24 protein-coding genes are annotated in these 23,950 nt (G+C 72.4%); 19 read left to right on the top strand and 5 right to left on the bottom strand.

Annotated elements, in window-relative coordinates:
* The first annotated feature begins 31 nt into the window (after nucleotides 1–31).
* The gene (locus ACFV2J_RS26790; protein ID WP_266701486.1) at nucleotides 32–697 is read left to right on the top strand and encodes a trimeric intracellular cation channel family protein; all 666 of its coding nucleotides are present in this window, start codon (nucleotides 32–34) and stop codon (nucleotides 695–697) included.
* Here the strand turns inward: ACFV2J_RS26790 and ACFV2J_RS26785 are convergent.
* Nucleotides 597–1,826, bottom strand: a complete 1,230-nt coding sequence (locus tag ACFV2J_RS26785; protein ID WP_385087382.1) for an alpha/beta hydrolase — start codon at nucleotides 1,824–1,826, stop codon at nucleotides 597–599. The two genes, ACFV2J_RS26790 and ACFV2J_RS26785, sit on opposite strands and share 101 nt — an antisense overlap.
* Nucleotides 1,827–2,039: 213 nt before the next feature.
* Here ACFV2J_RS26785 and ACFV2J_RS26780 point away from each other — a divergent pair, with 213 nt between their 5' ends.
* Nucleotides 2,040–2,900, top strand: coding sequence for a thioesterase family protein (locus tag ACFV2J_RS26780; RefSeq protein WP_385087380.1), 861 nt, complete (start codon nucleotides 2,040–2,042; stop codon nucleotides 2,898–2,900).
* 330 nt (nucleotides 2,901–3,230) lie between these two features.
* Here the strand turns inward: ACFV2J_RS26780 and ACFV2J_RS26775 are convergent, their stop codons facing one another.
* Nucleotides 3,231–3,857 (bottom strand): TetR family transcriptional regulator, encoded by a 627-nt coding sequence (locus ACFV2J_RS26775; RefSeq protein WP_385087378.1) that lies wholly within the window; start codon nucleotides 3,855–3,857, stop codon nucleotides 3,231–3,233.
* A gap of 182 nt (nucleotides 3,858–4,039) precedes the next feature.
* Here ACFV2J_RS26775 and ACFV2J_RS26770 point away from each other — a divergent pair, with 182 nt between their 5' ends.
* The 3 genes from ACFV2J_RS26770 (at nucleotide 4,040) to ACFV2J_RS26760 (ending at nucleotide 5,813) form a co-directional block, all read left to right on the top strand.
* Nucleotides 4,040–4,207, top strand: a complete 168-nt coding sequence (locus tag ACFV2J_RS26770) for a hypothetical protein (RefSeq protein ID WP_385087376.1) — start codon at nucleotides 4,040–4,042, stop codon at nucleotides 4,205–4,207.
* 23 nt (nucleotides 4,208–4,230) lie between these two features.
* On the top strand, nucleotides 4,231–4,497 hold the full coding sequence (locus ACFV2J_RS26765) for a DUF4190 domain-containing protein (protein WP_385087374.1): 267 nt from the start codon (nucleotides 4,231–4,233) through the stop codon (nucleotides 4,495–4,497).
* A gap of 146 nt (nucleotides 4,498–4,643) precedes the next feature.
* Nucleotides 4,644–5,813, top strand: coding sequence for a cysteine desulfurase family protein (locus tag ACFV2J_RS26760; RefSeq protein ID WP_385087372.1), 1,170 nt, complete (start codon nucleotides 4,644–4,646; stop codon nucleotides 5,811–5,813).
* 144 nt (nucleotides 5,814–5,957) lie between these two features.
* Here ACFV2J_RS26760 and ACFV2J_RS26755 read toward each other — a convergent pair whose 3' ends face one another.
* The gene (locus ACFV2J_RS26755; RefSeq protein WP_385087371.1) at nucleotides 5,958–6,800 is read right to left on the bottom strand and encodes an N-acetylmuramoyl-L-alanine amidase; all 843 of its coding nucleotides are present in this window, start codon (nucleotides 6,798–6,800) and stop codon (nucleotides 5,958–5,960) included.
* An 86-nt stretch (nucleotides 6,801–6,886) separates the two neighbouring features.
* On the opposite strand from ACFV2J_RS26755, the gene mnmA reads away from it, so the two are divergent.
* Nucleotides 6,887–8,014, top strand: coding sequence for a tRNA 2-thiouridine(34) synthase MnmA (mnmA, locus tag ACFV2J_RS26750; protein ID WP_385087369.1), 1,128 nt, complete (start codon nucleotides 6,887–6,889; stop codon nucleotides 8,012–8,014).
* A gap of 49 nt (nucleotides 8,015–8,063) precedes the next feature.
* Here mnmA and ACFV2J_RS26745 read toward each other — a convergent pair whose 3' ends face one another.
* A complete protein-coding gene (locus tag ACFV2J_RS26745) occupies nucleotides 8,064–8,870 on the bottom strand; it encodes an alpha/beta fold hydrolase (protein ID WP_385087367.1) in 807 nt (268 codons plus the stop codon).
* Between the two features lie 45 nt (nucleotides 8,871–8,915).
* A complete protein-coding gene (locus ACFV2J_RS26740; RefSeq protein WP_385087365.1) occupies nucleotides 8,916–9,239 on the bottom strand; it encodes a DUF427 domain-containing protein in 324 nt (107 codons plus the stop codon).
* A gap of 50 nt (nucleotides 9,240–9,289) precedes the next feature.
* Here ACFV2J_RS26740 and ACFV2J_RS26735 point away from each other — a divergent pair, with 50 nt between their 5' ends.
* From ACFV2J_RS26735 to ACFV2J_RS26675, 13 genes are all read left to right on the top strand, one after another.
* Nucleotides 9,290–9,829, top strand: a complete 540-nt coding sequence (locus ACFV2J_RS26735; protein ID WP_356270080.1) for a TIGR00730 family Rossman fold protein — start codon at nucleotides 9,290–9,292, stop codon at nucleotides 9,827–9,829.
* 7 nt (nucleotides 9,830–9,836) lie between these two features.
* Nucleotides 9,837–10,535, top strand: coding sequence for an SDR family oxidoreductase (locus ACFV2J_RS26730; RefSeq protein WP_385087363.1), 699 nt, complete (start codon nucleotides 9,837–9,839; stop codon nucleotides 10,533–10,535).
* 94 nt (nucleotides 10,536–10,629) lie between these two features.
* Entirely contained in the window at nucleotides 10,630–11,637 is a 1,008-nt protein-coding gene (locus ACFV2J_RS26725) for a methionine synthase (protein WP_385087361.1), read from the top strand.
* A 15-nt stretch (nucleotides 11,638–11,652) separates the two neighbouring features.
* Nucleotides 11,653–13,848: an NAD-dependent DNA ligase LigA gene (gene ligA / locus ACFV2J_RS26720; protein WP_385087359.1), complete on the top strand. Its 2,196-nt coding sequence runs from the start codon at nucleotides 11,653–11,655 to the stop codon at nucleotides 13,846–13,848.
* Nucleotides 13,849–14,109: 261 nt separating this feature from the next.
* Nucleotides 14,110–16,347 carry a putative bifunctional diguanylate cyclase/phosphodiesterase gene (locus ACFV2J_RS26715; protein WP_385441029.1) on the top strand — a complete coding sequence of 746 codons (2,238 nt, stop codon included), beginning with the start codon at nucleotides 14,110–14,112 and terminating at the stop codon, nucleotides 16,345–16,347.
* A gap of 689 nt (nucleotides 16,348–17,036) precedes the next feature.
* Complete coding sequence (gatC, locus tag ACFV2J_RS26710; RefSeq protein ID WP_010984178.1) at nucleotides 17,037–17,333, top strand: Asp-tRNA(Asn)/Glu-tRNA(Gln) amidotransferase subunit GatC; 297 nt, start codon at nucleotides 17,037–17,039, stop codon at nucleotides 17,331–17,333.
* A gap of 5 nt (nucleotides 17,334–17,338) precedes the next feature.
* Entirely contained in the window at nucleotides 17,339–18,844 is a 1,506-nt protein-coding gene (gatA, locus tag ACFV2J_RS26705) for an Asp-tRNA(Asn)/Glu-tRNA(Gln) amidotransferase subunit GatA (RefSeq protein ID WP_385095820.1), read from the top strand.
* On the top strand, nucleotides 18,841–19,083 hold the full coding sequence (locus tag ACFV2J_RS26700; RefSeq protein ID WP_153288465.1) for a hypothetical protein: 243 nt from the start codon (nucleotides 18,841–18,843) through the stop codon (nucleotides 19,081–19,083). The genes gatA and ACFV2J_RS26700 overlap by 4 nt, the downstream gene beginning before the upstream one ends.
* A gap of 16 nt (nucleotides 19,084–19,099) precedes the next feature.
* A complete protein-coding gene (gene gatB, locus ACFV2J_RS26695) occupies nucleotides 19,100–20,617 on the top strand; it encodes an Asp-tRNA(Asn)/Glu-tRNA(Gln) amidotransferase subunit GatB (protein ID WP_385095823.1) in 1,518 nt (505 codons plus the stop codon).
* A 213-nt stretch (nucleotides 20,618–20,830) separates the two neighbouring features.
* Nucleotides 20,831–21,397 carry a GNAT family N-acetyltransferase gene (locus ACFV2J_RS26690; RefSeq protein WP_385097449.1) on the top strand — a complete coding sequence of 189 codons (567 nt, stop codon included), beginning with the start codon at nucleotides 20,831–20,833 and terminating at the stop codon, nucleotides 21,395–21,397.
* Nucleotides 21,398–21,494: 97 nt separating this feature from the next.
* On the top strand, nucleotides 21,495–22,118 hold the full coding sequence (locus ACFV2J_RS26685; protein WP_385097446.1) for a hypothetical protein: 624 nt from the start codon (nucleotides 21,495–21,497) through the stop codon (nucleotides 22,116–22,118).
* A gap of 175 nt (nucleotides 22,119–22,293) precedes the next feature.
* Nucleotides 22,294–22,491, top strand: a complete 198-nt coding sequence (locus tag ACFV2J_RS26680) for a hypothetical protein (protein WP_385097443.1) — start codon at nucleotides 22,294–22,296, stop codon at nucleotides 22,489–22,491.
* 179 nt (nucleotides 22,492–22,670) lie between these two features.
* A partial coding sequence (locus ACFV2J_RS26675) for an ATP-binding protein (RefSeq protein ID WP_385441023.1) occupies nucleotides 22,671–23,950 on the top strand: 1,280 nt, incomplete at its 3' end.

The raw sequence follows: 23,950 nt of genomic DNA, 5'->3' as shown, positions 1-23,950 counted from the left end.
TGCAGTCCCTGCGGCGGGTGAGAATGTAGGGGTGCTTCAGCAACTTTTCAGTCCCTCCGTCCAGCACACGCTCGACCTGATCGGCATCTTCGTCTTCGCGATCTCGGGTGCCCTGCTGGCCGTACGCAAGAACTTCGACGTGTTCGGCATCGCCGTCCTCGCCGAGGTCACCGCGCTGGGCGGGGGGCTGTTGCGTGACGTGGTCATCGGCGCCGTGCCGCCGGCCGCCTTCACCGACCTCGGCTACTTCCTCACACCGCTGCTGGCCGCGCTCCTGGTCTTCTTCCTGCACCCCGAGGTGGAGCGCATCCAGGTCGCGGTGAACGTCTTCGACGCGGCCGGGCTCGGCCTGTTCTGCGTCGCGGGCACCACGAAGGCGTACGAGTACGGTCTCGGCCTGACCGCGTCGGCCGCCCTCGGGCTCGCCACGGCCGTCGGCGGCGGCGTGCTGCGTGACGTGCTCGCCAACGAGGTGCCGTCGCTGCTGCGCTGGGACCGCGATCTCTACGCGGTCCCCGCCATCGTCGGCGCCACCATGGTCGCCCTGTGCATCCGCTACGACGCGCTGACCCCTTTCACCAGCGGGCTCGCGGTGGTCACGGCCTTCGTGCTGCGGCTTCTCGCGATGCGTTTCCACTGGCGAGCGCCGCGCGCCTGGAACCGGCGCTCGACAGCGACCGAGGCGGAGACCCCTTAGCCCGCGCACCGGGGCCGATCTGCTCGGTCAGCCAGCGGAACACCTCGGTCACCTGCGGTCGCCACAGCGCCATGTTGTGACCGCCCGCGCTGCGCGGCAGCAGCACCACCCGGACGGTCGTCGGCGGTTTCGCGATCTCCTGGAGCGCGGCGCCCGCCTCGTAGCCGTCGTGCACCTCGCCGGAGTAGTAGAGCGCGACGCGGGGCGGGACGCGCTCGGCGCGCAGCAGCAGGAGGGGGTTGTTCCGGCGGCGCAGCTCGAGGTTGCGCGCGGGCAGCGAGTTGCGTTCGCCGATCGGGTCGTTGTACCCGGACATGCTGACCGCGGCCCGGTAGCGGTCGGGGTGGGCGACGGCGAGCTTGGTCGCGCAGTGCGCGCCCGCCGAGTAGCCCGCCACGCCCCAGCCGTCCGGCGCGGCCTTGGCGCGGAAGTTGTCCGTCACCATCTTCGGCACGTCGATGCTGAGCCAGGTGTCGGCGTTCACCTTGCCGGGGACGTTGGCGCAGCCGGTGTCCACCTTCGCCAGCAACGTCGTGCGCGGCGCCACCAGGATGAACGGCGCGACCCGCCCGTCCCGCATCAGCGGCAGCAGTTGTTCATGGACCTTCAGAGAACCGAACCACGCCTTGGCCGAGCCCGGATAGCCGGGCAGGAGTTCGACCACGGGGAACTTCCGGTTGCGGTAGGCGGGCTCGTCGTACTGCGGCGGCAGCCAGACGTAGACCTCGGCGTTCACTCCCGAGACCTGGCCGTGCAGCTGAGTGACGCGCACCCCGCCCGCCTGGCGCATGGCCGGGCCGTCCGCCTCCGTGAACGTCTGGTGGATCCGGGGCAGCTCACGCAGCGAGACACCGCCGGTGCCGTCGGCGCCCAGGTCGGCGGCCGCCTGCACGTGGTTGCCCGTGCCGAGGAGGTCGGACCAGTTGTCGTAGAGGCTGTTGGCGTTGTTCACGAGCACGAAGACGAGGGTGATCGCCGTGCCCTGGGCGAACAGCAGCATCAGCATCCGGGCCGTGCTGCGCAGGAACGCGGGGCCGGGGACGCGCGACCACAGGACGAGAGGGAGGACGAGGGCGACCGCGACCAGGGCGATCGCGGTGAGGAGGAACGACGTTCCGGTGAGGCTCACGGTCTGTACGGCTCTTCCTGTGACGGGCGGGCTCGGGCTCGGCGGCTGCATCGGGTTGTATGTCCCTGAAGAGGGGGTTCCGAAGCCGTTGGTCACGGACGAGTGCCGGACACTTACCAAGAAATTGCCGAAATCACACGAGGGGCGGGAGGTGTGACGTGCTCGAAACAACAAAAGCTACCGCTTAGTAATGCCTTGTTGTACCGTTCAGGCATGTCAGAAGCAGCTTCGGCACAGGCCGTGCGAGCCACGATCGGCGACAGTGAGTTCGACCGCGACACCGCGGTCACCCTGCGTGCACCCGGCGTCTACGACGTCGACCTGTCCCCGGGATGGACGATCATCAGCGCCGTCAACGGCGGATACCTGCTGGCCGTTCTGGGCCGCGCCCTCGCGGACGCCCTGCCGCACGACGACCCGTTCACCATCTCGGCGCACTATCTCACCGCCTCCCAGCCGGGACCCGCGGTCGTCCGCACGGACGTCGTCCGCACCGGCCGCACCCTGTCGACCGGCCAGGCCTCGCTCTTCCAGTACGACGACGAGGGCCGCGAGGTCGAACGCATCCGCGTGCTCGCCTCGTACGGCGACCTCGGCTCCCTGCCCGACGACGTCCGCACCACGGCGACGCCGCCCGCGATCCCGCCGATGGAGCACTGCTTCGGGCCCGAGGACGGGCCGGCCCCCATCGACGGCAGCTCCGCCATCACCGAACGGCTGATGCTCAAGCTCGACCCCTCGACGCTGGGCTGGGCCCTGGGGGCGCCGTCCGGCAAGGGCGAGATGCGGGCCTGGTTCGGGCTCGCCGACGGCCGCGACGCCGACCCGCTCTCCCTGCTCCTCGCGGTCGACGCGCTGCCGCCGACCGCCTTCGAGATCGGACTGTCGGGCTGGGTGCCGACGGTCGAGCTCACGGTGCACGTGCGCTGCCGTCCCGCGCCCGGCCCGCTGCGGGTCTCCATCACCACCCGCAACCTGGCAGGCGGCTTCCTGGAGGAGGACGCCGAGGTGTGGGACAGCGCGGACCGGCTGGTCGCGCAGTCCCGGCAGCTCGCCCGGGTCAGGCTCGGCTAGTCGGCTAGTCGGCTAGTCGATCGGGTCGTCGGTGAGTCGGCCGGCCGGCCGCCGGTCCGGACGATCCGCCGCTCCGGACGGCCACCGGTCGCCGACCCGGACAGGCCGCCGGTCTCCGTACGCGTCGGCCGCCTCGGAGGGGCGCCGCTCCGTACGGACCGGCAGGCGCCGGCCCGCGGTCCCTCCAGGACCGGACACTCGGGGTGCCGGGGTGCCGGGGTGCCGGGGTGCCGGGGTGCCGGGGTGCCGGGGTGTCCGGGTGCTCCGGCTTCGGCGTGACGCGTTCGGTGAACGGACGCGTCACCCGCGCCCGTTGCCGGGGCGCGTGTGTCAACCCAGCCAGTTGCGGCGGCCGATGGCGATCAGCCGCATCTGGCGAGCCGCCACCTGGGCCACCCGCTCCCGTTCCTCCTCGGACGCCTCCAGCGCCTCCAGGTAGAGCGAGGCCGTCATCAGCATCTGATCGACGTAGAGGCCGGCGAGCATCAGCAGATCGTCGTCGCTCCACCCCTGCGACTCGGGCTGTTTGGCCAGCTCGACCCGTACCTCCTGGGCGAACCGGGCCAGTTGGCCACTGATCGCCTGCCGTACCGGCTGGACGCCGCCGTGCCGCTCGCGGGCGATGAAGCGGACGTGGGCGGGGTGGGTCTCGACATGGCGGGCGATCAGATCGACCGCGCGACCGATGCGTTCACCGCTGTCACCGGCCGCCGACACGGTGTCCCCGATCATCGGATGCAGGCTGCCCAGAGCCTCCTCGACCAGCGCCACGCCGAGATCCGCCGTCGAGCGGAAGTGCCGGTAGAAGGCGGTCGGGGCCACGCCCACGGCACGGGTGACCTCGCGCAGGCCCAGGCTGCTCAGGCTCTGGTCCTCCAGCAGCTCCAACGCCGCGTCCAGGAGCGCCTGTCGCGTCTTCTGCTTCTGCGCCTGCCGGATGCCGAGAGTGTGACTCATACCATGCAGTTAACAACTGTTCTCTGTAATTGGAAAGCCGGGCGACGCGCTAGACTTCGGAGTCAGTGAACAAGTGTTACTACAACCGTTCACTGAATCGTCAGGTCCCCGAAACAATCGGGCCTCACCGTCGAGGTCATGACTCCGGGGGCCGGACCCAGAGACTCACGAGAGGCACTCACATGCTGTTCCTCGTCGCCGCACTCCTGCTGATGGGCGTCGTCATGGGCTCGGTGGCCCATGCCCCGCTGCCCGTCTCCCTCGTCGCCGCCGCCGTCATCGGCATCTGGCTGACCGTCTTCGCGGTCCGCGAGCGCGCCGCCCGCCGGCGCCACACCTCCGCCCACTGAGCCGCAGGGAGCTGACTCACCCCATGGAACTCACCGCCACGCCCACCCGCCGCACCGGTACCCGGGACGCCGACGGCATGGCCGTCGCCTCCTTCATCCTCGGACTGCTCGGCCTGCTGGTGCTGAACGTCTTCCTGGGCCCCATCGCCATCGTCCTCGCCTCCACCGCCCTCTGGCGCGGCACCGCCCGCCGCGGCCGCGCCTTCCTCGGCCTCGGCCTGGGCATCGCCGACCTCGTGGTGCTGGTGGCGTTCATGCACTTCGACAGCACGGTGTCCTGGAACTTCTGAACCGCGGTCTCCCGGAACCAGCCTCCCGACCGCGGTCTCCCGGAACCTCCGGGAGCCTCCTGACGGACACCGGACGGGGGCCGGCGGACGGTCACCCCGACGGGGCCGAAAGCAGGGGAGCGGAGGCCCGTAGAATCAGGGCCACCATGGCTTACCTCGACCACGCCGCGACCACCCCGATGCTCCCGGAGGCGGTAGAGGCCCTGACCGCCCAGCTGAGCGTCACGGGCAACGCCTCCTCCCTCCACGCCGCCGGCCGCAGGGCCCGCCGTACCGTCGAGGAGGCCCGCGAGAGCCTCGCGGAGGCCCTCGGCGCCCGCCCCAGCGAGGTGGTCCTCACCTCCGGCGGCACCGAGGCCGACAACCTCGCCGTGAAGGGTCTGTACTGGGCCCGCCGCGACGCCGACCCGGCCCGCACCCGGGTGCTCGCGAGCCCCGTGGAGCACCACGCCGTCCTCGACGCCGTCGACTGGCTGGGCGAACACGAGGGCGCCACGGTCGAGTACCTGCCCGTCGACCCCTACGGCCGCGTCCACCCGGACGCCCTGCGCGAGGCCATCGCCCGCAACCCCGACGACGTCGCCCTCGCCACCGTGATGTGGGCCAACAACGAGATCGGCACCGTGCTGCCGATCCGCGAACTGGCGGACGTCGCCGCCGAGTTCGGCGTCCCGCTGCACTCGGACGCCGTCCAGGCCTTCGGGCAGCTCCCCCTCGACTTCGCGCACTCCGGCCTCGCCGCGATGACCGTCTCGGCCCACAAGATCGGCGGCCCGTACGGCATCGGCGCGCTGCTGCTCGGCCGCGAGTACACCCCCGTACCGGTGCTGCACGGAGGCGGTCAGGAACGCCATGTGCGCTCCGGCACCCTGGACGTGCCCGCCGTCGCGTCCTTCGCGGTCGCCGGCCGGCTCGCCACCGAGCAGCGCGAGTGGTTCGCCCGGGAGATCGGCGCGCTCCGCGACGACCTAGTCGACGCCGTACGTGCCGCCGTGCCCGACGCCCTCCTCGGCGGCGACCCCGACCCCGCGGGCCGGCTGCCCGCCAACGCGCACTTCACGTTCCCGGGCTGCGAGGGCGACTCCCTGCTGCTGCTCCTGGACGCGCAGGGCATCGAGTGCTCCACGGGCTCCGCGTGCACCGCGGGCGTCGCCCAGCCCAGCCACGTCCTGCTGGCCACCGGCACCGATCCGGACCTGGCCCGCGGCACCCTGCGGTTCTCCCTCGGCCACACCTCCACGGAGGCGGACGTCGAGGCGGTCGCGAAGGCCATCGGACCGGCCGTGGAGCGGGCGCGGACGGCGGGCCTGAGCTGAACCGCACCGTGCGGTGACCCGGCCCGCCGGACGGAGCCCTCGGGCCGCCGCACGGTCGTCCGTGGCCTGACCACGCGGGGAACAGGCTCCCGCGGGGCTCACGGGAGTGCGTCGGCGGGGCTCGCGGGCGGGCGCAGGCGGTGGCTACGTCCGCGCGGCGCGGGTCGGCCCGGCGGAGGTGGCGGTCGGCTCCGGCGCGGTGGCCGCCCGGCGCACCAGTTGCAGGTACCGGTCCCAGTCCCAGTAGCGGCCGGGGTCGGTGTGGTCGGTGCCCGGCACCTCCACGTGTCCGATGATGTGCTCGCGGTCGACGGGGATGTCGTAGCGGGCGCAGATCCCGGCCGTCAGCCGCGCCGAGGACCGGTACATGGCGTCGGTGAACGACGACGCGTGTTCGACGAAGCCCTCGTGCTCGATGCCGACGCTCCGCTCGTTGTACCCGCGGTTGCCCGCGTGGAACGCCACGTCCAGCTCGCGGATCATCTGGGTGATGCGGCCGTCCTTGCGGACGATGTAGTGCGCGGCCGCGCCGTGGCCCGGGTCCTGGAAGACCTTGACCGCGCTGCGGTAGCTGCCCTGGGTGACATGGATGACCACGCGGTCTATGGCGTAGTCGTCGGGCCGGTCCGCCCGCCGCCAGTTCGCACTCGACGCCGCCACCCACCGGGCGCCCCGGAAGTCGACCACGCCCTCCTCGCGGGGCTTCTCCACGCCCGGCAGCCGCCACCACACATGCCCCAGCTCGCCGCGTGCGAGCACGGCCGTGCCCACGGCCGCCGCCAGGCCGCCGACGAGCAGCGTCCGCCGCCCGACCCGCCGGTCGCCGTCCCTGCCCGCGCGCTCCTTCAGCCGCGGTGCGCCACGGTCCGGTGCGTCCCGGTCCGGTGTCTCGCGACCCGGCGACCCCGGGCTCGGTGACCCCGGATCCGGGTTCGCCCCGTCCGGTGCCTCCCGCGTGTCCGGCGCCTCCTGCGCGGCTCCGCTCATCGTGTTCGTCCCCTATCGCTCCCGTCGCGATCCTCAACGCATACTCGCGGGAATCGGTTCCCGGCGCCCCGTACCCTGGAGGGGTTATGACTGAGACCTCGCCGCGCCCCCGCCCCCTCCGCGTCCTCGCCGCCATGTCCGGCGGCGTGGACTCCGCCGTCGCCGCCGCCCGCGCGGCGGAGGCGGGCCACGACGTGACGGGCGTGCACCTCGCGCTCTCCGCCAACCCCCAGTCGTTCCGCACCGGCGCGCGCGGCTGTTGCACCATCGAGGACTCCCGGGACGCCCGCCGCGCCGCCGACGTCATCGGCATCCCGTTCTACGTGTGGGACCTCGCCGAGCGCTTCCGCGAGGACGTGGTCGAGGACTTCGTCGCCGAGTACGAGGCGGGGCGCACCCCGAACCCGTGTCTGCGCTGCAACGAGAAGATCAAGTTCGCCGCCCTGCTCGACAAGGCGCTCGCGCTCGGCTTCGACGCGGTCTGCACGGGCCACTACGCGAAGGTCCTCGTGAACGAGGACGGCACCCGCGAACTGCACCGCGCCTCCGACATGGCCAAGGACCAGTCGTACGTGCTCGGTGTCCTCGACGACCGCCAGCTCGCGCACGCGCTGTTCCCGCTCGGAGACACCCTCACCACCAAGGACGAGATCCGTGCCGAGGCGGAGCGCCGCGGCCTCGCGGTCGCCAAGAAGCCCGACTCGCACGACATCTGCTTCATCGCCGACGGCGACACCCAGGGCTTCCTCGCGAACCGTCTGGGCAAGGCGGAGGGCGACATCGTGGACGAGTCCGGCGCGGTCGTCGGCACCCACGAGGGCGCGTTCGGCTTCACCATCGGCCAGCGCAAGGGCCTGCGCATCGGCACCCCGGCCGCCGACGGCAAGCCGCGCTACGTCCTGGACATCTCGCCGGTGGACAACAGGGTGACGGTCGGCCCGGCGGCGTCCCTGGACGTCTCCGCCCTGACGGCGATCAAGCCCCGCTGGTGCGGTGCCGCCCCGGCCGGCCCCGGCACCTACACCGCCCAGCTCCGGGCCCACGGCGGCGAGACGACGGTCACCGCCGAACTCGTCGACGGCGGTCTGGAGGTCGCGTTCACCGAGCCGGTCCGCGGGGTCGCCCCCGGCCAGGCGATCGTCCTGTACGACGGCACACGCGTGGTGGGCTCGGCGACGATCGCGACGACCACACGCGCGACGGCGTCGGTCTGACCGGTCCGGCCGGCCCCGCCTCCGCCCCCAGCGGGTTTCGAGGCCTCCCCTAACGGGTTCCGCCGCTCGCGCCGCCGCTCCCGAAGAACTCCTCCAGGAGCGGCGCCAGGGCCGCGGTCTCCACGGCGTGGGTCTGCCCCTCCAGCACCCGGTACGAGCCCGCGGGCGCCGCGTCCGCGACCGCCCGCGCGGCCTCGCGCATCCACGAGGGGCTCGCGCCGCCCGCGACGGAGAGCACCGGCACCGGCAGCGAGGCCGGCAGCTCCCGGGGCGACAGACCGCCGCCCATGACGGCGTCGTCGTACGCGAGGGTGGGAGCGATCGCCTCCATGCCGGCCCACCCGGGGGACCGCCGGGCGCCGGCGATCGCCTCCGGAGGCATGCCGGTGAGCGCCATGAACAGTTCCAGGGCGTCCCCGCGCCGGTCCTGCCCGAGCAGCTCGGTCAGCCGCCGGGTGTACTCCCGGCGCCCCTCGGCACGCTCCTCGTGGAGGGCGAACGGCGTCTCGTAGACGGCCACCGCGTCGACCGGCAGCCCGCTCGCCGCCGCCCGGAGGGCCAGCACACCGCCCGACGAGACGCCGTAGAGGGACGCGGTGCCCCCGCACGCCTCGATCAGCGCCGCGATGTCCTCGACCTCGCGGGCGACCGTGCAGGACGACGCCGTGTCGCCGCTGGCGCCGCGGCCCCGGCGGTCGTACGTGACGGCGCCGAAGCGGTCCGACAGGGCCCTCGCGAGAGGCGCCAGCGTGGCACCCGTGCACAGGGCCCCGCCCACCAGGACGACGGCCGGGCCGTCACCGTGACGTGCGTACGCGAGGGGCGTCCCGTCGCGCGAGAGAACCTTCTTGTCCATGCCCGTGCAGACCGCCCGGCGGCCCGGAACTCATCGGCCCCGGGACTACAGGACCTCCACCTCGTAGAAGCACAGGTGGTCCTTGATCTGGGCGACCTCCGCCTTCGGCTCGGGGTAGAACCAGACGAGGTCGGCGGCGTCGGGCAGCGACCAGTAGGACGCGTCGCCCTTGAAGGGGCAGTGCGTGCGGGTGTCGGAGGCGGTCAGCAGGTCCAGGCGGACGTCCTGCGGAGGGATGTAGTAGCGCACCGGGCAGCCCGTCTCGCGCAGCAGCAGCGGCCGGTCGCTCTCCGCCAGGACCTGGTCGCCGTGCACGACGCGTACGCGCTGGGTGCCCTGCTCGATGGTGATCGTGTGTCCTTGGGTCATAACGGGAAAGCACCCGCGGGGCCCGGGTTCTTCCCGCGTACCGTGATCGCATGAACATCTGTGTCTTCCTCTCCGCCGCCGACCTCGACGACCGCTACACGGGCCCCGCGCGCGAGTTCGCGGAACTCCTCGGCAAGGGCGGCCACACCCTGGTGTGGGGCGGTTCCGACGTCGGCCTCATGAAGGTGGTCGCCGACGGCGTCCAGGCGGCGGGCGGACGGCTGGTGGGCGTCTCCGTGGACTTCCTGGCGGCCAGGGCACGGGCGGGCGCCGACGAGATGGTCATCGCCCGGGACCTCGCCGAGCGCAAGGCGCTGCTCCTGGAGAAGGCCGACGCGGTGGTCGTGATGGTCGGCGGCACCGGGACGCTCGACGAGGCGACCGAGATCCTGGAGCTGAAGAAGCACGGGAGGACGGACAAGCCGGTGGTCCTGCTGAACACCGCGGGCTTCTACGACGGGCTCAAGGAACAGTTCCGCCGCATGGAGGCCGAGGGTTTCCTGCCGAGGCCGCTCATCGACCTGGTGTTCTTCGCCGAGGAGCCGGTGGGCGCGCTGGCCTACCTGGAGGAGAGCGCGGGCACCCGGTGATGCGAGCATGGCGTCCATGGCTACACATCTGATCACCGGGGCCGGTTCCGGCATCGGCGCGGCCGTCGCCCGCCGTCTGCACGCGCGCGGGGACGAACTCGTGCTGCACGCGCGCGACGCGGGTCGCGCCAAGGAACTCGGCGCGGCGTACCCGGGGGCGAAGACCCTGGTCGGCGACCTCGCGGACCCGGACAAGCTCTCCTGGGCGTTCTCGCACCAGTCCCTGCCCGACCGCGTCGACTCGCTCCTGCACATCGCGGGCGTGGTGGACCTCGGCCCGGTCGCCGAGCTGACCCCCAAGTCCTGGCGCCACCAGCTCAACGTCAACCTGATCGCCCCCGCCGAGCTCACCCGCCACTTCCTGCCCCAACTCCGCCTCGCCCAGGGCCACGTGCTGTTCGTGAACTCCGGCGCCGGCCTCAGCGCTGGCGCCGACTGGTCCGCGTACGCCGCCTCCAAGCACGGTCTGAAGGCCCTCGCGGACTCGCTGCGCCACGAGGAGCACGGCAACGGCGTCCGGGTCACCTCGGTCTACCCCGGCCGTACCGCGAGCCCCATGCAGGCCAAGGTCCACCAGCAGGAGGGCAAGCCGTACGACGCCTCGAAGTGGATCGACCCGGAGTCCGTCGCGACGACGATCCTCACGGCCCTCGACCTGCCGCGCGACGCGGAGGTCAACGACCTGACGGTGCGACCGGGACGTTGACGCGGGCCCGCGGCGGCCCGCCGGGCACCGGAGCGGCACGGTGCGGACCGGCTCGCCCGCGTCGCACCCCCGCGGGGTTACGTACGCTTCGCGGGTGAGCGAAAACAGCGAGTTCGGGTTCGGTGCCGCCACCGGTGTCGGATCCATGCCGGGCGGTGACGCGCGGGAGACCGCCAGGACCGTCACCGGGTCCTTCGACGACTTCCCCCATCTGCCGGAACTGCCCGCGCGCGGTCCCGGCGCCGACATGATCGGACGGACGGCCGGGATGCTGGTCGACCTGTACGCGCGCGTGGAGCCCAGCGGCTGGCGGCTCGGGGACCGGCCGGGGCGGGACACCCGGCGCGCCAGATCCTGGCTGGGCGAGGACCTCGACGCGCTGGAGGAGTGCACCCAGGGGTACGAGGGGCCGCTGAAGGTGCAGGCCGTGGGGCCCTGGACCCTGGCGGCCGCGCTGGAGCTCAGGAACGGCGAGGCCGCCCTGTCCGACCTCGGGGCCTGCCGCGACCTCGCAGGCTCCCTCGTCGAGGGCCTGCGCACCCATCTCGACGAGGTACGGCGCCGGGTGCCGGGAGCCCAGGTCGTGCTGCAGCTCGACGAACCCTCGCTCATCGCCGTCCTGCGCGGTCATGTGAAGTCCGCGAGCGGGTACCGCACCCACCGCGCCGTCGACCGTCAACTGGTCGAGTCGACGCTGCGGGACGTCATGGGGGTTCACGCCGGCGGCCCGGCCGTGGTGCACTCGTGCGCGCCCGACGTGCCGTTCGAACTGCTGCGCAGGGCGGGCGCCGCGGGTATCTCCTTCGACCTCTCCCTGCTCACCGAACGTGACGACGACGCGATCGGCGAGGCGGTGGAGGGCGGCACCCGGCTCCTCGTCGGTGTCGTGCCCGGCACGGACGGCCCGTTGTCGGACCCTGCCGGTAGCGTCATGGGTGTCAGGACGTTGTGGCGCAGGCTGGGGCTGCATCCGGGGCTTCTCGCGAAGGCCGTCACGGTCACTCCGTCGTGCGGACTCGCGGGCGCTTCCCCCGAGTACGCGCGCCGGGCGCTCGCCCACTGCGTCCGGGCGGCGAGATCCCTCGCGGACAACCCAGAGTAACGGGAGGACAACACGGTGGCCGGCGACAAGGACGCACAGCCCATTCCCCTGCCCGCCGAGGCGCGCGAGCGGCACGCGCTGCTGGCCGAGCAGATCGAGGAGCACCGCTTCCGGTACTACGTGAAGGACCAGCCGGTCGTCAGCGACACGGAGTTCGACAAGCTGCTGCGCTCCCTCGAGGCGCTGGAGGAGCGGTACCCCGAGCTGCGCACCCCCGACTCCCCGACCCAGAAGGTCGCGGGCGCCTACGAGACCGAGTTCACGTCCGTGCGGCACCGCGAGCGCATGCTGTCGCTGGACAACGCCTTCAGCGACCTGGACCTCGCCGCCTGGGCGGAGCGGGTCGCGAAGGACGTCGGTGCCTCCGAGCACCACTTCCTGTGCGAGCTCAAGGTCGACGGCCTCGCGGTCAACCTCACCTACGAGCACGGCCGTCTGACCCGCGCGGCCACCCGGGGCGACGGCCGCACGGGCGAGGACATCACCCCCAACGTACGGACGATCGCCGAGATCCCGGACCGTCTCCAGGGCGAGCACTTCCCGGACCTGGTGGAGATCCGCGGCGAGGTCTACTTCCCGATGGAGAAGTTCGCGGAGCTCAACGCCCGTCTGCTGAAGGCCGGTGACAAGCCCTTCGCCAACCCCCGGAACGCGGCGGCGGGTTCGCTGCGTCAGAAGGACCCGCGCGTCACCGCGAGCCGCCCGCTGCACATGGTGGTCCACGGAATCGGTGCCCTGGAGGGCTTCGAGGGACTGACCCGCCTCTCCGGGGCGTACGAACTGCTGCACTCCTGGGGCCTGCCGACCACGCGGTACGCGAAGGTGGTCGACGACCTCGACGGCGTACGGGAGTTCATCGCGTACTACGGGGAGAACCGGCACTCCGTGGAGCACGAGATCGACGGGGTGGTCGTCAAGCTCGACGAGATCCGTCTCCAGGGCCGCCTCGGTTCCACGGCGCGCGCTCCACGCTGGGCGATCGCCTGGAAGTACGCGCCGGAAGAGGTCAACACCAAGCTGGTCGACATCAAGGTCGGCGTCGGCCGGACGGGGCGCGTCACTCCGTACGCGCAGGTCGAGCCGGTCACCGTGGCGGGCTCGGAGGTCGAGTTCGCGACCCTGCACAACCAGGAGGTCGTGAAGGCCAAGGGCGTCCTCATCGGGGACACGGTCGTGCTGCGCAAGGCCGGTGACGTCATCCCGGAGATCCTCGGGCCGGTGGTCGATCTCCGCGACGGCAGCGAGCGGGAGTTCGTGATGCCGGCCGAGTGCCCCGAGTGCGGGACGCCGCTGCGCGCCATGAAGGAGGGCGACATCGATCTGCGCTGCCCCAACGGCCGGGGCTGCCCGGCCCAGTTGAGGGAGCGCGTCTCCTACCTCGCGGGCCGGGAGTGCCTCGACATCGAGCACTTCGGCAACGTGGCCGCGGCGGCGCTGACCCGCCCGCTGGAGCCCGCCGCCCCGCCGCTCGTCGACGAGGGAGACCTCTTCGATCTCACGGCCGAGCAGCTGCTCCCCATCAAGGCGTACGTCCTCGACCAGGACAGCGGCCTGCCCAAGCGGGACCCCAGGACCGGTGAGGAGAAGGTCGTCACGGTCTTCGCCAACCAGAAGGGGGAGCCGAAGAAGAACACGCTCGCCCTGCTGGACAACATCGCCGAGGCGAAGAACCGTCCGCTCGCCCGCTTCATCAACGGACTCTCCATCAGACACGTCGGCCCGGTGGCCGCCGAGGCGCTGGCCCGCGAGTTCCGTTCGGTCGACCGCATCGAGCAGGCGACCGAGGCGGAACTCGCCGCGGTCGACGGGGTCGGCGGGATCATCGCGACCTCGGTCAAGGAGTGGTTCGCCGAGGACTGGCACCGCGAGATCATCCGCAAGTGGCGGGCGGCGGGCGTCCGTATGGAGGACGAGGGTTCCGGCGAGGACGAGGGCCCCCGCCCGCTCGAAGGGCTCACCGTCGTCGTCACCGGCACGCTCGAACACCACACGCGCGACGGCGCGAAGGATGCCCTGCAGAGCCGGGGAGCGAAAGTGACCGGTTCTGTTTCGAAGAAGACATCTTTTGTCGTGGTGGGGGAGAATCCCGGATCGAAGTACGACAAGGCCATGCAGCTCAAAGTCCCCGTCCTGAACGAGGACGGCTTCGCCGTTCTGCTCGCACAGGGACCGGACGCTGCCGCGGAAGTCGCGCTTCCGATCGAGGAGTAGCGGTTGAAGGTCACCCGTTCGGCGCATATCAGATGCATACGGGTGGCCGGGTCGCATTCGGGCAACCGTCGTCGACCGCTGCCCGTGGAAGCCTTCTGCGGCCTACTGTTGAGGGGTGCGCCTGCCGTGCCCGGCTGCGGTTGGGGCATCCCCTGCTCCTGAGGAGCCGGGGGAAGAGTTCTTGAGACGCGGTGTCGTTGGCGGTGGTCGCCGTCAACGGGCCGCGTGGCGTGGGCACCGCCGGCTGTGAGAGGGACGGGAATGGAACCGACCGAGAGCGCCGCCCCGGACGTACGGCTGCGACTGCGCCGGACGACCGGCGCGTGGATGGCGGGCCTCCGGACGGGACGGTCGTCGACGCGCCCCGGCGCGGGCGAGCGGGACCACGCACCCTTCACCGTCACCACCGCGGGCCGGTACACCGCCGGGCGCGGCCCGGGCCTGCCCGGTCACGATCCCGAACGGCCCGCCGCCCGGTCCTGGCCGACGCTGCCCGCCACGGTCGTCGCGCTGGCCGCGCTCGTCCTCGGCGGCGGTTTCTACCGGGCGTTCACCGACCATCACGCGCTCTTCCCGTCCGGATCGGTCGGCTGGTCGCTGGCCGTGCTGACCGGTGTCATCGTCGGTCATCTGGTCGCCCTCGGCCGCGCCCGCTGGTGGGGCGGCACCGGCTCCGGCGCCGCCCTGACCCTCGCGGTGCTGCTGCTGTACGGCTGGGTGGCCGCCGGGATGGTCAGCCTGACCGTCGTCGTCCTGGTCGGCGCCGCCCGCCGGGGCCACTGGCGCCAGGGGGTGCTGCACGGCGCTGCCGACATCCTCGGCATCGGCGCCGGCGCGCTGGTCCTCGCCGTGTTCGGGCGGGTGCCCTCGGTCGAGGCCCCCTGGAACCCGCAGAGCTGGGACTTCTACGCCGCGCCCCAGGTGGTGCTGGTCGCCACCGCGTATCTCGCCGTCACCCGCGTCCTGCTCTGGCACCTGCACGCGCCGGGCACCGGCGGTCTGCCGACCGCCGCCCGTACGGCCCTGGTCCGGCAGGGCCTCGTCGCGGTCGCCCTGCTCGGCATCGCGCCGCTGATCTGTGTGGTCGCCGTCGCGCAGCCCATGCTGCTGCCGCTGTTCTCGATCCCCCTGATCGCCCTCGACTCCACGCTGTGGATCGCGCGCGTACGGGCCGAGGAGCAACTGCGGGACCCGCTGACCGGGTTGCCCAACCGGCAGTGGCTGCTCGAACGCACCTGGGCGGCCCTGGACGACGCCGAACGCATAGGCGCGCGTTCGGCGTTGATGCTGATCGACCTCGACCGCTTCCGCTCGGTGAACGACACGCTGGGACACCTCGCCGGGGATCGGCTGCTGCTCCAGATAGCCGAACGGCTGCGGCTGGCGCTGCCGCGCGGGGCGGAGGCCGCGCGGCTCGGCGGTGACGAGTTCGCCGTGTTACTGCCCGTCGCCGACTCCACGACGTCGGCCACCCGGGTGGCCCGCAATCTCGTCGCCGCGCTCGGTTCGCCGCTCGACCTCGACGGGCTCACCCTCGTCCTGGAGGCCAGCGCCGGACTCGCCGTCTTCCCCGACCACGCGCTCGACGCGGAGGGGCTGCTGCGCCGGGCGGACGTGGCGATGTACCAGGCGAAGCGGGACCGTACGGGGGTGGAGGTCTACGAGTCCAAGCGGGACTCGAACACACCGGACCGGCTCGGTCTGCTGGGGGACCTGCGGCGGGCCCTGGACGCCGGTGACGTCGAACTGCACTACCAGCCGAAGGTCCGCTTCGACGGACAGGTGGCCGGCCTGGAGGCACTCGTCCGATGGGTGCACCCCGAGCGGGGCAAGGTCCCGCCCGACGAGTTCATCGCGATCGCCGAGTCGTCCGGGCTGATGCCGCACCTCACCGAGTACGTGCTGGAGACGGCCCTCGCGCAGGTCGCGCGGTGGCGGGCGCAGGGGCTGCGGGTGCCGGTCGCGGTGAACGTCTCGCCGCGCGACGTGCACACCCCCGGCTTCGCCGGCGCGGTCGCCGCCCGGCTCGCCCGGCACGGGGTTCCCGCGGGGGCCCTCCAGTTGGAGATAACGGAGCACGTACTGCTGGAGGATCCGCAGCGCGCGGCGGACACCCTGGCCGGGCTGACCGGGCACGGGGTCAAGATGTCGCTGGACGACTTCGGCACGGGGTACTCCTCCCTGGTCCATCTGCGCAGGCTGCCCGTCAGCGAACTGAAGATCGACCGGTCCTTCGTCGCACGGCTCGCCATCGACAACGAGGACGCGGAGATCGTGCGCTGCACGGTGGACCTCGCGCACTCACTGGGCCTGCTGGTCGTCGCGGAGGGCGTCGAGGACGACGAGACGTGGGAACGCCTGCGGGACCTGGGCTGCGACGCGGTACAGGGCTGGCTGGTCGCCGCCGCGATGCCCCCGGACGAGGCCACGGCATGGCTGCTGGCGCGGGGCTCCCGAGGCTGGCAGCGGCCACGCGCCGCGTTGCCTGCCGCGGAGTAATTTCACCGGTCTGCCGGTCTGCTGGTACGTCGGTACGTCGTCGGGTGCCGACCGGTGGGCCTCCCACCGACGTCTCCCACCCACGCACCACCCGTGACAGCCACCCGAAAGCGGAGCCCTCCCGCGTCCGCGCCCTACTAGGGGCGCGGGGAACTCCGCGACCGGCCACGGGCGGCCCGCAGGTTGATCACGGCGTGACAGCCGTCCCCGCCAGGGGCGCGGGGAACTGCGCGCCCGGCCACGCACGGCCCGCAGGTTGATCACGGCGGGACAGCCGTCCCTACCAGGGGCGCGGGGAACTGCGCGACCAGCCACGCACGACCCGCAGATTGATCACGGCGTCACAGCCGGCCCCGCCGGGAGCGCGGGGAACTGCGCGACCGGCCACAGACGGCCCGCAGGTTGATCACGGTGGGACAGCCGTCCCTGCCAGGGGCGCGGGGAACTGCGCGACCGGCCACAGACGGCCCGCAGATTGATCACGGCGTCACAGCCGGCCCCGCCGGGAGCGCGGGGAACTGCGCGACCGGCCACGCACGACCCGCACGCCACGGCGAGCCCGGCCGGAGGCCCCCGCATGGGCGCAGGGAGGGATCCGGAGGCCCCCCGCGCCAAACCCGGGCGCGGGCATCGGCCCCGGCCCCATAGGATTGGGCCAAACCACACACTCCCACCCAGAGGATCGCTGCATGCCTGGCATCACGCGCGAGGAGGTCGCCCACCTCGCACGGCTGGCGCGTCTGGAGCTGAAGGCCGAAGAGCTCGACCACTTCGCCGGCCAGCTCGACGACATCATCGGCGCGGTCGCCCGCGTCAGCGAGGTCGCCGACCAAGACGTACCGCCGACCTCTCACCCGCTGCCGCTGACGAACGTCATGCGCGCGGACGAGGTCCGCCCGTCGCTCACCCCCGAGCAGGCGCTCTCCGGCGCCCCGGCCCAGGAGCAGCAGCGTTTCAAGGTGCCGCAGATCCTGGGGGAGGACTAATCACCATGACGGACACCAACGTCAACATCATCAGGCTGACGGCGGCCGAGATCGCCGCGCGGATCGCCGCGGGCGAGCTCACGGCCGTCGAGGTCACCGAGGCCCACCTCGCGCGCATCGAGGCCGTCGACGAGAAGGTGCACGCCTTCCTGCACGTCGACCGCGAGGGCGCCCTCGCGCAGGCCCGCGCCGTCGACGCGAAGCGGGAACGCGGCGAGAAGCTCGGACCGCTCGCCGGCGTGCCCCTCGCGCTCAAGGACATCTTCACCACCGAGGGGGTCCCGACCACCGTCGGTTCCAAGATCCTCGAAGGCTGGATCCCGCCCTACGACGCGACGGTCACCAAGCGGCTCAAGGCCGCCGACGTCGTCATCCTCGGCAAGACCAACATGGACGAGTTCGCCATGGGGTCCTCCACCGAGAACAGCGCCTACGGCCCCACGGGCAACCCCTGGGACCTCAGCCGCATCCCCGGCGGCTCGGGCGGCGGCTCGTCCGCCGCGCTCGCCTCCTTCGAGGCGCCGCTCGCCATCGGCACCGACACGGGCGGCTCCATCCGCCAGCCCGCGGCCGTCACCGGCACGGTCGGCGTCAAGCCCACCTACGGCGGCGTCTCCCGCTACGGCATGGTGGCGTTCTCCTCCTCCCTCGACCAGGGCGGCCCCTGCGCCCGTACGGTCCTGGACGCGGCGCTGCTGCACGAGGTCATCGCCGGGCACGACCCGCTCGACTCGACCTCCATCGACGCGCCGGTCCCCCCGGTCGTCGAGGCCGCCCGCAACGGCTCCGTCGCCGGCATGCGCGTCGGTGTCGTCAAGCAGTTCCGCGGCGAGGGCTACCAGGCCGGTGTCGTGCAGCGCTTCGACGAGGCCGTCGCCCTGCTCAAGGACCTCGGCGCCGAGATCGTCGAGCTGGACTGCCCGTCCTTCGACCTGGCGCTCTCCGCGTACTATCTGATCGCGCCGTCCGAGTGCTCGTCCAACCTCGCGCGCTTCGACGCCATGCGCTACGGCCTGCGGGTCGGGGACGACGGCACGCGCTCCGCCGAGGAGGTCACCTCCCTCACCCGCGAGGCCGGCTTCGGTGACGAGGTCAAGCGCCGCATCATGCTCGGCACGTACGCCCTCAGCTCCGGCTACTACGACGCGTACTACGGCTCGGCGCAGAAGGTCCGTACGCTCATCACCCGCGACTTCGACAAGTCGTTCGAGCAGGTGGATGTGATCGTCTCGCCGACCACGCCCACCACCGCCTTCCCGATCGGCGAGCGCGCCGACGACCCGATGGCGATGTACCTCGCGGACCTGTGCACCATCCCGACCAACATGGCGGGCAACGCGGCCATGTCGCTGCCCTGCGGTCTCGCGCCGGAGGACAACCTCCCGGTCGGCCTGCAGATCATCGCCCCCGCGATGAAGGACGACCGGCTCTACAAGGTCGGCGCCGCCGTCGAGGCCGCCTTCGTGGAAAAGTGGGGGCACCCGCTGATCGAGGAGGCTCCGTCGTTGTGAGTAAGGCTCTGACCAAGGCCAAGGGCTTCAAGAAGTCCAAGTCCGGCACGTACCTGTCCATCGCGACCACCGCGTTCGGTGCCCTCGGCGTCGCCAAGCAGGCCAAGAAGGCCCGCACGGAGCACGACACGCTGCGCCTGATCGACGCGGCCGTGTCCGCCGCCGCCATCGTCACCGGCCTCGCCATCCTCTACCGGGAGCTCAAGCGCCTGGGCGACGACGACGTCCTGCTGGGCTGAGAGGGAAGTTTTCACCGTGACCACCACGACCGACGAGCTGGTGTCGTACGAGGACGCCCTGGCGACGTACGACCCCGTCATGGGCCTCGAAGTCCATGTCGAGCTCGGCACCAAGACCAAGATGTTCTGCGGGTGCTCCACCGAGCTGGGCGCCGAGCCCAACTCGCAGACCTGCCCCACCTGCCTCGGCATGCCCGGCTCGCTGCCCGTCGTCAACGCGACCGGCGTCGAGTCCGCCATCAAGATCGGTCTCGCGCTGCACTGCGAGATCGCCGAGTGGTGCCGCTTCGCCCGGAAGAACTACTTCTATCCGGACATGCCGAAGAACTTCCAGACCTCCCAGTACGACGAGCCGATCGCCTTCAACGGCTACCTCGACGTACAGCTGGAGGACGGCGAGGTCTTCCGCGTGGAGATCGAGCGCGCCCACATGGAGGAGGACACCGGCAAGTCCACGCACGTCGGTGGCGCGACCGGCCGTATCCACGGCGCCTCGCACTCCCTGCTCGACTACAACCGCGCGGGCATCCCCCTCATCGAGATCGTCACCAAGCCGATCGAGGGCGCCGGCGAGCGTGCTCCCGAGGTCGCCAAGGCGTACGTCGCCGAGCTGCGCGAGCTCATCAAGGCGCTCGGCGTCTCGGAAGCCCGCATGGAGATGGGGCAGATGCGCTGCGACGTGAACCTGTCGCTGCGCCCGCACGGCCGCGAGAAGTTCGGCACGCGCTCCGAGACGAAGAACGTCAACTCGCTGCGCTCGGTGGAGCGTGCGGCCCGCTTCGAGATCCAGCGGCACGCCGCGGTGCTGAACTCCGGCGGCACGATCATCCAGGAGACGCGCCACTTCCACGAGGACACCGGGTCCACGACCTCGGGCCGCGTGAAGGAGGAGGCCGAGGACTACCGGTACTTCCCGGAGCCCGACCTGGTCCCCGTCGCCCCGTCCCGCGACTGGGTCGAGGAACTGCGCGCGGGTCTGCCCGAGCAGCCGCTGGCCCGCCGCAACCGGCTGCGTGAGGAGTGGGGCGTCAGCGCCCACGACATGCAGTCGATCCTCAACGCCGGTGCCATCGACGCGATCGTCGCCACGACCGAGGCCGGCGCGGACGCCGCGTCCGCCCGCAAGTGGTGGATGGGTGAACTGGCCCGCAGCGCCAACGAGTCGGGCAAGGCCCTGGAGGACCTGCCCATCACCCCGGCGCAGGTCGCCCGGGTGGCCCAGCTCGTGGCCGCCGGAGACCTGAACGACAAGCTCGCCCGTCAGGTCATCGAGGGCGTGCTCGCGGGCGAGGGCACCCCGGACGAGGTCGTCGACAAGCGCGGTCTCAAGGTCGTCTCGGACGAGGGCGCGCTGACCGCCGCCGTCGACGAGGCCATCGCCGGCAACCCGGGCGTCGCGGACAAGATCCGCGGCGGCAAGGTGGCCGCGGTCGGCGCCCTGGTCGGCGCGGTCATGAAGGCCACCCGCGGCCAGGCCGACGCGGCCCGCGTCAAGGAGCTCATCCTGGAGAAGCTGGGCGTCAGCGAGGGCTGAGCGTCCTCATCGCCCACCTGGGGGGACGCACCGAGACCGGTGCGTCCCCCCAGGCCTGTCACGGACCCCCCCGGTGCGGCGGAGTCCGGCCCCTCGACCGGCGCCCGCCCCCGACCGGCACCGAGCCGCCGGAGTGCCGCACCACCCATGAGAGACCGGCCGCCACGACGGGCACGGAGCCGGCGCACACGACGGAGAAGGAGCAGCAAGAGGATGTACGCGATATCCCTCGGTGACGACGGCGCGGAACTGCGCCCCCTGGAGCCCTGGCACGCGGAGGAGTTCCTCGCCCATCTGGACCGGGGGCGGGAGTTCATCGGGCAGTACATCCCGTTCGGTTCGGGCGCCACCGACGCGGCGTCCGCGCGGGAACTGCTCCAGCGGTACGCCGACCACCGCGCCGCCGACACCGGGTCCCTGCACGGCCTGTGGCTGGAGGGAAGGCTCGTGGGCGGCGTGCTCTTCCTGAACTTCGACGCGGCCCAGGGCAACTGCGAGGTCGGCTGCTGGCTGGAACCCGCCGGTACCGGGCGGGGTCTGGTCACGCGCGCGATGCGGCTCCTCATCGACTGGGCCGTCGAGCAACGCGGGATCCACCGGGTGGAGTGGGTCGCGGCCTCGGCGAACGAACCGAGTGTGAACGGCGCCCGGCGGCTGGGGATGACCAGGGACGCGGTGCTGCGGGAGAGCTTCCCGTACCGGGGCGTACGCCACGACATGGAGGTCTGGTCGGTGCTCGCGCCCGACTGGCGGGCGGCCCGCGCGCGGACGAGCGACTGAGCGTTGCCCGACGGTCACGTACGCGTACGCCGATCGTTACCGGCGGGCACAGGGATCATTAAGAGACTTCTCAGACTCCGTCCGTACGGTGCGGGACATGGGAACCAAGACAGTTGACGAAGCCGTGGACGCGAACGGCACCGAGGCGAAGAGCGACAAGGAGACCGTGGACGGCACCGGTACCGGCACCGACACCGGCACCGGCACCGAGGAGACGCCCGACGGCGCGGCCGTGACCGAGGCCGACGCCGAGGCCGACGAGCAGGACGACACCGAGGCCGACGACGAGGCCGGCGAGGACGTCCCCGCCACCGTGGAGAAGGGCGAACCCGGCGTCGGCCAGGGCGCCGCCGCCGTCGTCTCCGCCGGACTCGGCATCGTGTCCCTCACCGGCAGCTGGGTCGCCACCGTGGCCGCCGCCCGCGAGACCCTCGTCGGACAGCTGCGGACCTCGTCGTCCGCGAGCGTCGCCACGCAGGTCAAGGAGGTCTACGGCGACGCCTGGGCGACCACCGCGCTCGTCGGCGGTCTCTTCGCGCTGGCCGCGCTGATCGTCGGCGCCGTGGTCCTGGCCCGGCCCGCCTTCGGGGCGCCCGGCAAGCCGCAGGCCGCCTGGATCAAGTCCGTCGCCTGGGCCGGCGTCTCGCTCGGCGTCGTCGGCCTCGTGCTCGCGGTCGCCAAGTACTCCGACATCCTGCTCGGACTGCCCTCCACCAAGTGAACCTCCGTACCTCTGAGGGGCCTTAGGGCCGGCGCAGGTCATCCGCCGCCGCTCTAAGGCCCTTCGTGCGCGCAAGATGCGGCACTCTCCCGATGTGCCGCACCCCCCTGGGAGACGAAGGTTGAGGCATCGCACCGAGCGAGGCCGAGAACCGGCTCTTCACAAGGGGTACGAAATGTTCGAGTACGAGCTCCACCAGATCCGATCCGCCGAGCTGATCCGCGAGGCGCAGAACCACCGCCTGGTACGGGAGGCCCTCCGCGGCCGTCGTACCGACCGACGCACCACCGCGCGCGAATCCGGCCAGAACGACTCGGAGGGGCAGGCGCATAGCCCGCGTCCCCGCCGGCACCGGTTCGCCCGCGCCGCGTGAACGCCGGGCCGAAGGAGGCCGCCCGCACCGGCGGCGGCCCCCCTCGGACACCGGGGGAGGCCGGCCGTACGGGGGTCGGCCGGCCTCCCGGGAGAACGCTCGCCGCTCTCCCCGCACCCGGCTCCGCACCGATGGCCGGCCGCCCGATAACCAGTGCCGCTCCGTCGGACCGTTGTGCGATGCTCGGGCCCGTGGAGACCAGATCCGTCAGCCCCGTGTTCGTCGGCCGCGCGGACGAACTGGGCGTCCTGCGCGAGGCGCTCGCCCGCGCCGCCGGCGGCAGCGGCGCCCGGGCGCCGGGCACCGGGGGCGAACCGCAGGCGCTGCTCCTCGGCGGCGAGGCCGGGGTCGGAAAGACCCGCCTGATCGAGGAGTTCGCCACCGTCGCCGACCGCGAGGGGGCCGTCTTCGCGTGCGGCGGCTGCGTCGAGATCGGCGCCGACGGACTGCCCTTCGCCCCGTTCTCCGCCGCCCTGCGCGCCCTGCGCCGCCTGCTCCCCGACGAGCTCGCCGCGGCCGCCGCCGGACAGGAGGACGAACTGGCCCGGCTGCTGCCCGAGCTCGGCGAGACCGACCGCGGCCGACGGCCCGACGAGGAGGGCATGGCCCGCCTCTTCGAACTCACCGCCCGCCTCCTGGAACGCCTCGCCGCCGACCGCACGGTCGTCGTGGCCCTGGAGGACCTGCACTGGGCCGACGCCTCCACCCGCCACCTGCTCGCCTACCTCTTCCGCACGCTGCGCACCGGACGCCTGGTCGTCGTCGCCACGTACCGGGCCGACGACATCCACCGCCGCCACCCGCTGCGCCCCCTCCTCGCCGAACTGGACCGCCTGCGCACCGTCCGCCGCATCGAACTCGGCCGCTTCACCCGCGCCGAGGTCGGCCGCCAGATAGCCGGAATCCTCGCCCACGAACCCGACCCGGCCCAGGTCGACGACATCTTCGAACGCTCCGACGGCAACGCGTTCTTCGTCGAGGAACTCGCCGTCGCGGCCCACCAGGGCTGCCGCACCGGCCTCACGGACACCCTGCGCGACCTCCTGCTCGTACGCGTCGAAGGACTGCCCGAGAGCGCCCAGCGCATCGCCCGGATCGTCGCCGAGGGCGGCTCCACCGTCGAGTACCGGCTGCTCGCCGCCGTGGCCCGGCTCGCCGAGGACGACCTCATCGAGGCGCTGCGCGCCGCCGTCGGCGCCAACATCCTGCTCGCCTCACCCGGCGGCGACGGCTACCGCTTCCGGCACTCCCTGGTCCGCGAGGCCGTCAGCGACGACCTGCTGCCCGGCGAGCGCTCCCGCTTCAGCCGGCGCTACGCCGAAGCCCTGGAGGCCGACCCCGGGGGCGGGCCCCCCCCCCCCCCCCCCCCCCCCCCCGCCCCGTTCTTGGTGCACCCCCCCCACCCCCCCCACGCCCGCCCCCCCCCCCCGGGAGCCCCCCGCGCGGCCCCCGGCCCGCC

Source organism: Streptomyces sp. NPDC059668 (assembly GCF_042734135.1).
Lineage (GTDB): Bacteria > Actinomycetota > Actinomycetes > Streptomycetales > Streptomycetaceae > Streptomyces.
This window is presented reverse-complemented; position numbering and strand designations above follow the sequence as displayed.